Annotated in this window: 10 protein-coding genes; 3 read left to right on the top strand and 7 right to left on the bottom strand. The window is 41.5% G+C overall.

Going from position 1 to position 13,192, the window contains the following annotated elements; genetic code table 11:
* Positions 1 to 29: 29 nt before the first annotated feature.
* From ABD894_RS04965 to lpdA, 6 genes are all read right to left on the bottom strand, one after another.
* Positions 30 to 695, bottom strand: a complete 666-nt coding sequence (locus ABD894_RS04965; RefSeq protein WP_345209884.1) for an ATP-binding cassette domain-containing protein — start codon at positions 693 to 695, stop codon at positions 30 to 32.
* Positions 683 to 994 carry a hypothetical protein gene (locus tag ABD894_RS04960; RefSeq protein ID WP_345209883.1) on the bottom strand — a complete coding sequence of 104 codons (312 nt, stop codon included), beginning with the start codon at positions 992 to 994 and terminating at the stop codon, positions 683 to 685. Before ABD894_RS04960 ends, ABD894_RS04965 begins: the two co-directional genes overlap by 13 nt.
* A gap of 15 nt (positions 995 to 1,009) precedes the next feature.
* Positions 1,010 to 1,714, bottom strand: a complete 705-nt coding sequence (nfi, locus tag ABD894_RS04955; RefSeq protein WP_345209882.1) for a deoxyribonuclease V — start codon at positions 1,712 to 1,714, stop codon at positions 1,010 to 1,012.
* A gap of 48 nt (positions 1,715 to 1,762) precedes the next feature.
* Positions 1,763 to 2,623 (bottom strand): sigma-70 family RNA polymerase sigma factor, encoded by an 861-nt coding sequence (locus ABD894_RS04950; protein WP_114004714.1) that lies wholly within the window; start codon positions 2,621 to 2,623, stop codon positions 1,763 to 1,765.
* A gap of 114 nt (positions 2,624 to 2,737) precedes the next feature.
* Positions 2,738 to 3,577, bottom strand: coding sequence for an MBL fold metallo-hydrolase (locus ABD894_RS04945; protein ID WP_345209881.1), 840 nt, complete (start codon positions 3,575 to 3,577; stop codon positions 2,738 to 2,740).
* A gap of 113 nt (positions 3,578 to 3,690) precedes the next feature.
* A complete protein-coding gene (lpdA, locus tag ABD894_RS04940; protein WP_345209880.1) occupies positions 3,691 to 5,082 on the bottom strand; it encodes a dihydrolipoyl dehydrogenase in 1,392 nt (463 codons plus the stop codon).
* Between the two features lie 287 nt (positions 5,083 to 5,369).
* On the opposite strand from lpdA, the gene ABD894_RS04935 reads away from it, so the two are divergent.
* Both ABD894_RS04935 and ABD894_RS04930 read left to right on the top strand, forming a co-directional pair.
* A complete protein-coding gene (locus tag ABD894_RS04935; protein ID WP_345209879.1) occupies positions 5,370 to 8,696 on the top strand; it encodes a TonB-dependent receptor in 3,327 nt (1,108 codons plus the stop codon).
* Between the two features lie 134 nt (positions 8,697 to 8,830).
* Complete coding sequence (locus ABD894_RS04930; protein WP_345209878.1) at positions 8,831 to 10,060, top strand: M12 family metallopeptidase; 1,230 nt, start codon at positions 8,831 to 8,833, stop codon at positions 10,058 to 10,060.
* A gap of 60 nt (positions 10,061 to 10,120) precedes the next feature.
* Here ABD894_RS04930 and ABD894_RS04925 read toward each other — a convergent pair whose 3' ends face one another.
* Positions 10,121 to 11,302 carry an AIR synthase related protein gene (locus ABD894_RS04925; protein WP_345209877.1) on the bottom strand — a complete coding sequence of 394 codons (1,182 nt, stop codon included), beginning with the start codon at positions 11,300 to 11,302 and terminating at the stop codon, positions 10,121 to 10,123.
* A 70-nt stretch (positions 11,303 to 11,372) separates the two neighbouring features.
* On the opposite strand from ABD894_RS04925, the gene ABD894_RS04920 reads away from it, so the two are divergent.
* Entirely contained in the window at positions 11,373 to 13,154 is a 1,782-nt protein-coding gene (locus tag ABD894_RS04920; RefSeq protein ID WP_345209876.1) for a chloride channel protein, read from the top strand.
* Positions 13,155 to 13,192: the final 38 nt, after the last annotated feature.

Here is a 13,192-nt window from a genome sequence, read left to right as displayed (position 1 = left end):
GAAACGTGTATGTTACAGTTATTGCTAAATTAATTTATGTGGTTCACGTAGCCGTAAGCGATGAGGTCGGCAGGTTGGTGGATGGGCTTTGTACTGCCATTGCTGATGAGGATGATCCTGTCGCTTACATCAAGTACGTTGTAATACTGGTGATCTGTAATAACAATGCCCTTGGTTTTAGCGCAGTTCCTGATGATGTGCTTAAACTCTTCGGCCTGTATGGGCGAAATATGAGTGAAGGGCTCATCGAGTAAAATAAAATCGGCCTTGCTGTAAATGATCATCAGGGTTTCCAGTTGTCTTAACTCGCCTCCTGAAAGCTGCGGTGCCATTTTTAACTGATGTTGCTGGTAAATAGGGTGACTACTGAAATCGGCCCAATACACCTCATCAACCAGCATTTTAGCCAGCCTATCTATACGGATAGTGCCGGGCAGGTAATTATGTTGTGGCAGGTAAGCGATGCGGTTATTATGATACCCTTTAACTATATAATCATCATTTATACTCACGTACTTATGCGTGCAGGCCAGGGTGCCGAAGATGATCTTCAATAACGATGATTTTCCGCAGCCGTTGCGCCCCAATATGCCCAGCACTTCGCCTTTACTGCAATTTAAGTAGATGTCCTGCAATATTTTGCGGCCATCAAATTCGAGGTGTACGCTGTCAACCTTCAGGTTTAGTGCTTCCATAATATGAAATAGGTGCCAATAATTAAAACTAAGAAAGCTGCAAAATCGAGTACGAAAACCCTGACATACAACGAGCGTACACTATAACCTGCGTTACGAAAGTAGAAATAGCTTTTAGCCGAAAAGAAATACTGATAACCTACAACCACTGTATAACTGAATAATTTAAGTATTGAAGGGATACTCAAATGTTCAACACCGTTTTTAATAAAGGCATAAATGCTTAGGCCTGTAAAAAGGATATTGATGAAAGCAATTGGTTTATAAAAATGACAGATAAGGGTGAATAATCTGTTCATTTAATAAAATGATTATCAGGTAAAAAGGTCATATTGTGTGTTTGGGTTGTCGCCATCGGCTATGCGCACCTTATTAACCAGCAAATGGGCCTGCCGGGTAGGTTCGGGAATGCGGTAACCGCGTATGCAATTTTTAATCACCTCAACGCTTTGTTGCATATTGATATTGTGCCCCGGCGAAATATAAATGGGATTGCAGTTTCGTTTGGTACGCATGGCTATACCGATCAGCTCATCTTTATCATACATAGGGCTTTGAGCGAAAGGTACGTTGGCAGGTTCTTCGTATTTGCCGTACAGCCTGCTTTTGGCGCTGCCTATGGTTGTAGCACCGGTAACCAAACCGAAATGTGTAGCGATACCCAGGCGGCGTTCATGCGCTATGCCTTGCCCGTCGAGTACCAATACGTCTGGTTTAACTTCGAGTTTATCCCAGGCATCCAGCAAGGCCGGTACTTCACGAAAGGCCAGCAGGCCCGATATATATGGAAATGAGGTACGGCTGATGGCGGTAGCATTGCCGATAAGCTTCAGATCGGGATAACTGAACAGTACAATGCCTGCATATACAATTTCAGAGTATTTATTAAACGAGATGTCGGCTCCGCCTATGGTGGTTATGGGTTTATCAAGCGTGTTGATTTGTATTTGACCGCGTAATTGTTGCTGATAAGCTACGGCTTGGGCAGGGGTGAGGTGTTCGTATTGGGAGGGATGCATAGGTATTAAACAAAAAAGCCTCTCCAATGTTGGAGAGGCTTTCGGTTGTTAACCTAAATATGATTTGAGGATCTTGCTCCTCGACGTATGACGCAATCTCTGCAACGCCTTATCTTTAATTTGTCTTACACGCTCGCGGGTAAGGTTGAATTTTTCGCCAATCTCCTCTAACGATAGCGGATGGTTGGTACCCAAACCAAAGAACAATACGATGATTTCGCGTTCGCGTTCTGTTAAGGTTGATAACGAACGTTTGATCTCCTCTGATAATGATTCGTTGATCAGTATCGAGTCGGTATTTGGTTCGTGGTTTTCCAATACATCCAATAATGTATTTTCTTCACCCTGTACAAACGGCGCGTCCATTGATACGTGGCGGCCCGAGTTGCTTAAGGTGTCAGATATTTTATCTACTGTAGTTTCCAGTATATCTGCAAGCTCTTCCGGAGATGGCTCACGTTCGTATTCCTGCTCTAATTTTGAGAAGGCTTTGCTTATTTTGCTTAATGAGCCTACCTGGTTTAAAGGTAAACGTACTATACGCGATTGCTCGGCGATAGCTTGTAATATCGACTGGCGGATCCACCAAACAGCGTAAGATATGAATTTGAAACCTTTTGTTTCATCAAAACGCTTGGCAGCTTTGATCAGGCCGAGGTTACCCTCGTTAATAAGGTCGCCCAGTGTTAAACCCTGATTTTGGTATTGCTTGGCAACTGATACAACGAAACGTAAGTTGGTTTTGGTTAGGCGTTCAAGCGCGGCCTGGTCACCTTCCCGTATTTTTTGTGCAAGTATTACTTCTTCTTCGGCAGTTATTAGGTCAACTTTACCAATTTCGTGAAGATATTTATCCAGTGATTGCGATTCACGATTGGTAATGGATTGTGTTATCTTGAGTTGTCTCATCTATTTTATTAACCTCGATTCTATGTTTTAGAATTGAACGTGCAAAGGTACAATTTTGTTCTGTAATATGCAGTAATTTATACATATTTACATCAAAATTGTATATCAATTTTGCTACAATTCGTTTATTTTAAAAATATCGCCTGCCCTGATACCTTTTTCGGTTAGCTGCAAGGTACAACATTCGTTTATTGCATCATGCTCAAAATATAAAATATAATTATTATCGAGCGCTTCGGTCAAAATTGCTTTTTTTTCAGTAAGTGTTTTCAGCGGGAACATATCATAAGCCATTACATACGCCATAGGCAAATGCCCTACAGAGGGCAGCATATCGGCCATGTAAAGTACTTTTCGGCCCTTGTAATCCAATAATGGCAGCATCATGGCATCAGTATGTCCATAAGCGAAACGTATGTTAAATCCTTCGCTAAATTGTACGCCATCCTGGGCGGGTATAAATTTCAGTTGCCCGCTTTCCTGCAAAGGCAATATATTCTCTTTCAGGAAGGAGGCTTTCTCGCGGTCGTTAGGGTTTACGGCCCAGTCCCAATGCTGTTCGTTGCTCCAATAAGTGGCGTTCTTAAACGCAGGCAAAAGATCGCCGTTAACACGCTCAACAGCACCGCCAACATGGTCGAAATGCAAGTGGGTTAAAAAAACGTCGGTAATATCGTCGCGGTGAAAGCCTTTTGCAGCTAATGATTTGTCGAGGGTATCGTCGCCATGCAGGTAATAATGGCTGTAGAATTTTTCGTCCTGCTTGTTGCCTATGCCGGTATCAACCAGTATCAGGCGGTTGCCATCTTCAATAAGCAGGCAACGCATAGCCCATGTACACAGGTTCTTATCGTCGGCAGGGTTGGTTTTGTTCCATATTGTTTTAGGCACCACCCCGAACATAGCACCGCCATCCAGTTTAAAAAGCCCTGTATCAATAGTGTAAAGGTTCATAATAGGCGTAGCGGTATAAATCAAAAGTAAAAATTCAAAAGTCAAAAACCGAATATTCCGTGAAAGAATTTCGTTACGTTTTTAACTTTTGAATTTTTACTTCTGAAGTTTTATTATAAGTGGATCACTTCGTCGTAAGCGGCAGCGGCAGCTTCCATTACAGCCTCGCTCATAGTAGGGTGAGGGTGTACCGATTTAATGATCTCATGGCCGGTAGCTTCCAGCTTGCGTGCTGTTACTACTTCGGCAATCATTTCTGTAACGTTAAAGCCCAGCATGTGCGCGCCCAAAAATTCGCCGTATTTGGCATCGAATATCAGTTTCACAAAACCATCTTTAGCGCCCGCGGCACTTGCCTTACCCGATGCTGAGAATGGGAATTTACCTACTTTAACTTCGTAACCTGCTTCTTTAGCCGCTTTTTCGGTATAACCTACCGACGCGATTTCAGGTGAGCAGTAAGTACAGCCCGGTATGTTGTTATAATCTAAAGGCTCAGGGTGTTCGCCTGCAATTTTTTCAACGCAGATGATTCCTTCGGCAGAGGCTACGTGAGCCAGCGCCTGACCTTTAACGATATCGCCGATGGCGTAAACGCCTTCAACGTTGGTGCGGTAAAAATCGTCAACCAGTACTTTACCTTTATCGGTTTTTACACCGGCTTCTTCCAGGCCAATACCTTCAAGGTTGGTAGTGATACCTACGGCAGAAAGCACGATCTCTGCCTCAAGTACTTCAACACCTTTAGCGGTTTTAACGTTCACTTTACAGATATCGCCTGTAGTATCAACTGATTCAACGTTGGCGTTGGTCATGATATTGATACCTTGTTTTTTAAGGATACGCTCCAGTCCTTTTGATACTTCTTCATCTTCCAGCGGAACGATGTTTGGTAAAAACTCAACAACGGTAACCTGTGTACCTAATGATTTGTAGAAGTAAGCGAACTCTATACCGATAGCGCCGCTACCTACAACCACTAATGATTTTGGCTGTTTAGGCAACACCATGGCCTGACGGTAGCCGATAACTTTTTTGCCATCCTGTTTAAGGTTAGGCAACTCGCGCGAGCGACCGCCTGTAGCTAATATAATATGTTTGGCGGTATGGTCGGCAGTGGTACCGTCCGCGGCTTTAACCTCAACAGTGCCTTTACCTTTTAATTTACCAAAACCAACAAGTACATCAATTTTGTTCTTCTTCATCAGGAACTGAACGCCTTTGCTCATACCATCGGCAACGCCGCGGCTCCTTTTAACAACGCTTTCAAAATCAACCTCACCGGTACCGTTAACCTTAATGCCGTAATCGGCAGCATGGTTTATATATTCAAACACCTGCGCGCTTTTTAATAAGGCTTTGGTAGGTATACAACCCCAGTTAAGGCAAATACCACCCAGCGATTCTTTTTCAACTACTGCAGTTTTTAAACCTAATTGGGAAGCACGTATAGCGGCAACATAACCACCCGGGCCCGACCCTATAACAATTACATCGTAGTTCATATTTTATTAATGAGTTTTTTGAATTTGTGTGCCAAAGCTAAGTAAAAGGGCTGAAATGATAAAATCAGATACCTGTGCCCCCGAAATTATTACAGGAAAATTATTATACCAAAAGTAAAATCGGTTCAAAATGTCAATATAATATGGTTTTAATCATATTATGACAATAATTATATCGTTTAGTGTAAAATGTTGAAAAATTCACAGGAATAATTAACATTAACTTAATATAGTGCCAAATAGTTTTATATATTTTTGCAGAAAATTAATTGACAAAAACAAAAAAAATGAAAAAACATTTACTACAAATCTTGTCGGTAATAGCATTTATTGTTTTTGGATCCACCACATCTTTCTCGCAAGGTATTACCACCTCATCAATGAGTGGTACTATCGTGGATTCTAAGCAGCAAACTGTTCCCGGAGCAACTGTCGTTGCCACACACGTACCAACAGGTACAAAATACAGCACAGCCACCCGTGCTGATGGTAGGTATAACTTACCCAACTTACGTGTAGGCGGGCCTTACACAATTAAAGTTACCTTTATAGGTTATGCCGAATTTACCCAGGGCGACATCAGCCTTACATTAGGTGAAGATTACAAGCTTAACGCCACTTTAAGCGATAACACCGTAGCGTTAAAAGAGGTACAGGTAACAGGTACCCAAAACAAAATTATCAATAACAACCGTACCGGTGCCCGCGAAACTATTACTCGCGCGCAAATTGACAGGTTGCCAACTATCAACAGGTCGTTACAGGATTTCACCAAGTTAACCCCGTCTGCAAACGGTAACTCATTTGGTGGTCGTAGCTCAAGCTACAACAACGTAACTGTTGACGGTGCTTTATTAAACAACTCTTTTGGTTTATCAGGTACTTTGGGTGGTCAAACCAACTCACAGCCAATTTCTTTAGATGCGGTTGAGCAGGTTCAGGTTGATATTGCGCCTTTTGACGTTCGTCAGGGTTTTTTCACCGGCGCAGGTGTTAATACGGTAACCAAATCAGGTACTAACGAAGTTAAAGGTTCGGCTTACTACTATTTCCGTACACCAAAAGTATACGGCTTAAAAGCAGGTAATACTGAAGTTGTAAAACCAACGTTTACTTTTAATAACCGCGGTATCGCAGTAGGCGGGCCAATTGTAAAAAACAAACTTTTCTTTTTCTTAAACGGAGAGCAAGAGCGTTTCGAGCAGCCTGCAACCTCATTTGTTGCCTCAAGAGATGGTGCAACACCAGGTGGTAATGTTTCTCAGGCTCAAGCTGCTCAGCTTGATAAGTTGAGAAATTTTTTGATTGGTACCTATAAATATGATCCGGGACCATACGAAAATTATACTTATAAAACTCAGAGTGATAAAATTACTGCCAAGTTAGATTGGAATATTGACGCTAATAATACATTGAGTGCTAAGTATTTTTATCTGAAATCGTCAAGAGAGTTGCCTGCAAGTAATTCTGGTTCAATTGGTGGTTCAAGCGGTACCCGTCAGCCAAATGCTACTACCTTACCTTTCAAAGGTTCTGGTTATCAAATTAACAATAACTTTAATATAGGTATTGTTGAATTAAATACTCGTATTGGTAGCAAATACGCTAATAAAGCTACATTAGGTTATTCAGCACTTAGAGATTTCCGTGCTTCTTTGGGCGGTTCGTTATTTCCGTTAGTTGATATTGGTAATGCCGTGGGTTTAAATCAACCTGCTACAAGTGTTACTTTAACAACATTTGGTTATGAACCATTTACCGCTTTCAATCAGTTAAATACTGATACATGGCAGTTTGCTGATGATTTCACTATTTACTCAGGTAAACACGAAATTACTATCGGTACCAGCAACCAATACAATAAATTCCTGAACGGTTTTGCACCAACTTATTACGGTAACTATAACTTTAATAGCTTAGAGGATTTTTATGCTTCTGCTAACGATGGAAATACTGGTGGCGTAGCGAACGCAACCCGTTACCAATTACGTTATTCGGCTTTGCCTGATGGTTCTTTTCCTTTTGCTATAATTAAAGCGTATACATTTTCATTATATGCTCAGGATAAATTCCAGGTTAATGATCGTTTCCGTTTAACTTACGGTTTAAGAGCGGATATGCCTTACTTCCCAACTAAACTTGATAAAAATCAGGATTTAGCTAATCTTTCTTTCCGTGATGGTCAGCATATTGATGTGTCTCAATTGCCGGGCACTAAAATATTGCTTTCACCAAGAGTGGGTTTAAATTATGACGTTTATGGCGATCATACAACTCAATTACGTGGTGGTGCCGGTATCTTCACAGGTCAGGTTCCTTTCGTGTATATCTCTAACCAGGCATCAAATAACGGTGTGCAGTTCGGTTCTATCGATTTAAGCCAAGCTAATGCGGCTAACGATCCACGCTTAGTATTTAATCCCGACGTGAATAAGAACCGTCCGGCAAATGCAGCGGCCAACACAGCATATAACGTTGCCGTTACTGATAAAAACTTTAAGTACCCGCAAATATTCCGTGTTAACGCTGCGGTTGACCAAAAATTACCTTTCGGTGTAATTGGTACATTAGAAGCATTATATTCAAAGGATATCAATGCAGTTTATCACCAAAATATCAACTTGCCGTCTGACGGTGTTGCTTTCGAGGGTTCTGATAACAGAATCAGGTATAATGCTTCACGCATCAACAGTAAAGGTACTTCACTTGCCGAGCCTAACATCAGCGACGCTATTTTGATGAAGAACACCAGCAAAGGTTATTCATACTTTATTACCGGTCAATTGCAAAAAACGTTTACAAGCGGTTTTTATGCAAGTGCTGCATATACTTACAGCAAAGCTAAATCAGTAAACGATGGTGGTTCTATCGCCCAATCAATCTGGAGAGATCGTCCTGTTTCAGGAGATCCAAATGCTGATGAATTAGGCTTTACTAACTTTTACCAGCCTAACCGTGTAATTTTGGCAGTTGCTTATCGTAAAGAATATGCTAAAAACTACGCTACTTCGGTAGGTATGACATTTGAGGTTGCTCCAAATAACAACACTGCAACATTCGGCGCTGCTTACTCATATACTTATCGTAACGATATGAACAACGATGGTTTAAGTGGTAACGATTTAATGTATATTCCTAAAGATATCAATGATGTCGTTTTGGTACCTGATGCTGCTACTGATACACGTACACCAGCTCAACTTTGGGCTCAACTGAATAACTTTATCAATCAAGACAGCTACTTGTCAGCAAATCGCGGTAAAGTAGCGGAACGTAATGGTGGTTTATTGCCTTACTACAAGCAAGTTAACTTGAACTTTACTCAAGATTTCTTTGTAAATGTTCATGGTAAACGTAATACTATCCAGTTAAGTGCCAACATGATCAACGTAGGTAACTTCCTTAACAAAAACTGGGGATTATATCGTGTTTTGGTTTCAGGTGCTAACCAGCCGTTATCTTACAAAGGTAAAAACGCTGAAGGCAAACCGACTTTCTCAGTTCCATATCAGGACGCAAGGAATCTTGTACCATACACTAATACTTACCAAATAGATGCAGGTCAGTTTTCACGCTGGCAAGTACAGTTTGGCGTTAGGTATATATTTAACTAATACCAAACCCAAACCATATCTAATGAAAAACCCGGCCATTTCGACCGGGTTTTTCATTGGTTAAAAAGTTAAATTTAATTTTCTCAGTTGATTGTTTTTATTTATCTTAGAGTAATAACTTAAACTTTATCATAATGAAAACAAAAATCAGACGGGTTCTATCGTCGCTGGTGCTTTTAACTGCGCTATTAGTTAATGGCTGTAAAAAGGATTCAACATTAACAAATCTTTCAAAAACAGAAACGAAGAGTGATCGTGAAACCATTACTTTAGAAATGAAAGATGGTACGACCATGCATGTTGAAAAGATTAATGGTGAATATATTATTGGTGGAGATGTAGTGCTTACAAGGGAGCAGTTTAACTATTTTAAAAGCAAAAGTAAGCAAGGTGGATTGGTAACCCAAGCGGTTTATATTAATGACCTCTTAAAATTATGGCCGAACAAAACTGTTTATTATAAAATCAGCAATTCTATTAATAATCAGGCAATTCTTGACGCTATCAATTATATTCATAATACTGTTGGAATTATATTTGTGACAAGAACTAATCAAAATAATTACATAGATTTTGTCGGAAATCCTTCCCAAGGCGCCGGGTCATCTGCTTTAGGTATGATCGGTAACAGGCAAGAAATTAAATTGGCAAACAGTATTAGTTATGGAACAGTAGTACATGAAATTTGCCACTCTTTAGGTATGTATCATGAGCAAGCTCGTAGCGATAGGGGCACATATATAAATGTAAATTATGGGAATATTAACGATGATTGGAAGCCTCAATACGATATAGTTAATACAGGTGTTCCACATGGCTCATTTGATTTTTATTCAATAATGCTATATCCATCTTTCTCCTCTGATGCTGCAAAAAATGGAAGCACAACTCCGCAAATGACTCGTTTAGATGGAACAACATGGGATTCTCAGAGACAATATTTAACTACTGGTGATATTAATGCGTTAAATTATATTTATAATCCTCCATATTATGTAAAGGCAATAATGCAAATTATACCAGAATTAAGTTATGGTGATGCAACATACTCTCATGCAGAAGCAAGTGTGCATTTTTATATTTATGATAATACGAACAGAACCGTTCCTAAAATCTTAACAACACCGCTAAACGTCAATGTTATTGAACAAACCGGCACATACCCGGATAGTTTTGGCTCCCCACCAACAATTACAAATACTTATTATTATGTAACAATACCTGCAGGAGTTAGCTCATATACGCCTGCTTATCTTACCAATAGAGTTGTTTCAGAACAATCATTCAGTTATGATGGAATGGCGTATGCTGGATCATTTTATAAAACTTTTGCATCTTTTCCAGGATTTGGATATCAGCAATAATTCTAATTCTATAATTAAGAAACTGAGTTAGGGGTATTATAACACCCCTAACTCAGTTTCTTAATTATACACAAACTCCCCAAACTCCGATTGTACAGTTACCTGCTTTTTATCGGCAGCTTCAACGTGGCCTATGATCTGCGCATCTACGCCGAAACTTTTTGATATGCTGATGAGGTCTTCGGCAATTTCCTGCGGTACGTATAGCTCCATACGGTGACCCATATTGAATACCTTGTACATTTCCTGCCAGCTGGTTTTTGATTCTTCGTGGATGAGTTTAAACAGCGGTGGCACCGGGAACAGGTTGTTTTTTACGATATGCAGGCTCTCTATAAAGTGCAGTACCTTGGTTTGCGCTCCGCCGCTGCAATGTACCATGCCGTGGATGTTGGGGCGGTGTTTATCTAATATAGCCTTGATGATAGGGGCGTAGGTGCGGGTAGCTGATAGTACCAGTTTGCCTGCGGTTACGCTTTTGCCATCGCCTATTTCAATTTCGTCGGTAAGGTTTTTACTGCCCGAAAATATCAACTCGTAAGGGATAGCCGCGTCGTAGCTTTCAGGGTATTTTTCGGCGATGGTTTTATTAAACACATCATGGCGGGCAGAGGTTAGTCCGTTTGAGCCCATACCGCCGTTATATTCCTGCTCGTAAGTCGCTTGTCCGGATGAAGCCAGACCTACAATTACATCGCCGGCTTTAATGCGGTGGTTTGATATCACATCTTCGCGTTTCATGCGGCAGGTTACGGTACTGTCAACAATAATGGTACGCACTAAATCGCCCACGTCGGCAGTTTCACCGCCGGTAGAGTAAATGCCTATGCCTGCTGCACGCAGTTCGGCCAACACTTCTTCGGTGCCGTTAATTATAGCGGCGATAACGTCGCCGGGTATTAAATTTTTATTACGACCGATAGTTGATGATAGCAGAATATTATCAGTAGCACCCACGCAAAGCAAGTCGTCGATATTCATGATGATAGCATCCTGGGCAATACCGCGCCATACCGAAATATCGCCGGTTTCTTTCCAGTAAGTATACGCTAACGACGATTTTGTGCCCGCGCCATCGGCATGCATAATATTGCAGTAAGCTTCGTCGTTGGTTAATATATCGGGCACTATTTTACAAAAGGCCTGGGGGAAAATTCCCTTGTCGATATTTTTTATTGCATTATGTACATCATCTTTTGAGGCCGAAACACCTCTTTGATCATATCTTTGCGAAGAATTCATGGGCAAATATAGTACTTATACTTTTTTTGGACTGTAAAATATTACATTGCCTGCAATCTACCCCGTGCCGATGTTAAAATCTATCTACTACAAAATCAATAAATGGCGGCTTAAACTTAACAGCCAGCGCAACTTCCTGATGTATTGCAGTGTAATTGTGGGCCTTTTTGGCGGACTGGCTGCCGTAGCGCTCAAATACCTCGTACATCTGATGGAAGATTTGAGCCGGAACATAGCCTCATACTTTCCGTACCATTTCATTTATGTGTTTTTACCCGCGCTGGGTATATTCTTTACGGTGGTTTACCTGCATTTAATTAACCGCGATACCATACAGAAGGGCATCGGCGGTATACTGTTCAATATAAAACGCAACCGCTCCAATATCCGCATTAATAATGTTTACTCGCATTTGATCAGCAGCTCGTTAACGGTGGGTTTCGGCGGCTCATCGGGCTTAGAGGCGCCTATTGTATGTACGGGGGCGGCTATTGGTTCAAACACAGGTCGCTTATTTAACCTTACCGCTTACGAAAAAACGGTGCTTTTGGCGGCGGCTGCTTCGGCAGGTATAGCGGCGGTATTTAACAGCCCTATCGCGGGCGTGTTGTTTTCGTTAGAATTGCTGATAGGGGAAATCACTATCCCTACTTTTATTCCGCTGTTGATAGCGTCGGCAACGGGAGTGGTTGTATCAAAAGCGTTGTACTCCAAACAACTGTTCCATTTGGTTACAGAAGGCTGGGTTATGCAGGCCTTGCCGTTTTACGTGCTACTGGCCATTTTAAGCGGATGTGTTTCGGTTTATATTGCCAACGTGGCCGGTAAGCTGGAGAAAGGCATCCTCAAAAAACAAAACCGTTATGTAAGGGCATTGGTAGGCGGGTTAATACTCGGGCTCATTATCCTTGTATTTCCGCCGCTATTTGGCGAGGGTTATCACGATCTGCAAGAAGTGTTGAACGGCAATATAGAAACCATAACGGCCGATTCCATCTTCAGCCAGTACCTTAACCATCCTTTGGCCTTGCTGGGCTTTATCGCCTTATTGGTATTTATGAAGATTGTAGCCACAGGTATTACCATTGGTTCGGGCGGTAACGGCGGAACTTTCGCGCCCACTATGTTTACCGGTGGTTTCCTTGGGCTGTTTGTGGCCTACAGCGTTAACCAAACCGGGCTGATCCACCTGAATACCAGTAATTTCATCGCTGTAGGTATGGCCGGTGCTTTAAGCGGTGTATTACACGCGCCGCTTACGGCGATATTTTTGATAGCCGAAATCACTGGTGGATACGTACTATTTATTCCGCTCATGATCGTTTCGGCTATATCGTATATCATATCCCGCTATTTCAACCCGCATAATATGTACTGGCACGAGTTGGTGCATGAAAAAAATATCCATCCCGGGCACGACGATGCCATGATGAACGCAATATCGCTCGATTCGGTAATTAACCGCCAGTTCACCGCTATCAGTAAGGATGCATCCTTGAAAGATTTTTACAAGCTGTTGTCGCGAACGCAAACCAACATATTTGCGGTGTTGGATGCCGATAAAGCTTTAGAGGGAGTAGTATTGATAGACGATATTCGCCGGCAGCTTTTTGATGAAGAAATGAAAATGCATACCATTGCGGAATTTATGGTAACCCCTCCGGTAATTATAACTCACGATCAATCGGTAAGCAGCGTAATGAAGCTGTTTGACCAGTTAGATGTATGGCAATTGCCGGTAGTTAAAGACGGGCAGTTTGTGGGCTTCGTATCAAAATCGGCCCTATTGGCCAAATACCGCGACGCGTTTATTAAACAGCATAAAGAGAACGATATTTTCGCTACCAAGTAAGAACAGAAAAGGGCATTAATTATAAAACTGATGCCCTT

Origin of the sequence: Mucilaginibacter gynuensis (assembly GCF_039541195.1) — a bacterium.
In the GTDB taxonomy this organism is placed as follows: domain Bacteria; phylum Bacteroidota; class Bacteroidia; order Sphingobacteriales; family Sphingobacteriaceae; genus Mucilaginibacter; species Mucilaginibacter gynuensis.
This window is presented reverse-complemented; position numbering and strand designations above follow the sequence as displayed.

What these genes read in the sequence shown, in the direction of transcription:
- ABD894_RS04930 (WP_345209878.1), top strand. Translation starts at nt 8,831, where the DNA reads ATGAAAACAAAAATCAGACGGGTTCTATCGTCGCTGGTGCTTTTAACT.
- ABD894_RS04920 (WP_345209876.1), top strand. Translation starts at nt 11,373, where the DNA reads ATGTTAAAATCTATCTACTACAAAATCAATAAATGGCGGCTTAAACTT.
- ABD894_RS04925 (WP_345209877.1), bottom strand. Translation starts at nt 11,302, where the DNA reads ATGAATTCTTCGCAAAGATATGATCAAAGAGGTGTTTCGGCCTCAAAA.
- ABD894_RS04935 (WP_345209879.1), top strand. Translation starts at nt 5,370, where the DNA reads ATGAAAAAACATTTACTACAAATCTTGTCGGTAATAGCATTTATTGTT.
- nfi (WP_345209882.1), bottom strand. Translation starts at nt 1,714, where the DNA reads ATGCATCCCTCCCAATACGAACACCTCACCCCTGCCCAAGCCGTAGCT.
- ABD894_RS04965 (WP_345209884.1), bottom strand. Translation starts at nt 695, where the DNA reads ATGGAAGCACTAAACCTGAAGGTTGACAGCGTACACCTCGAATTTGAT.
- ABD894_RS04950 (WP_114004714.1), bottom strand. Translation starts at nt 2,623, where the DNA reads ATGAGACAACTCAAGATAACACAATCCATTACCAATCGTGAATCGCAA.
- ABD894_RS04960 (WP_345209883.1), bottom strand. Translation starts at nt 994, where the DNA reads ATGAACAGATTATTCACCCTTATCTGTCATTTTTATAAACCAATTGCT.
- lpdA (WP_345209880.1), bottom strand. Translation starts at nt 5,082, where the DNA reads ATGAACTACGATGTAATTGTTATAGGGTCGGGCCCGGGTGGTTATGTT.
- ABD894_RS04945 (WP_345209881.1), bottom strand. Translation starts at nt 3,577, where the DNA reads ATGAACCTTTACACTATTGATACAGGGCTTTTTAAACTGGATGGCGGT.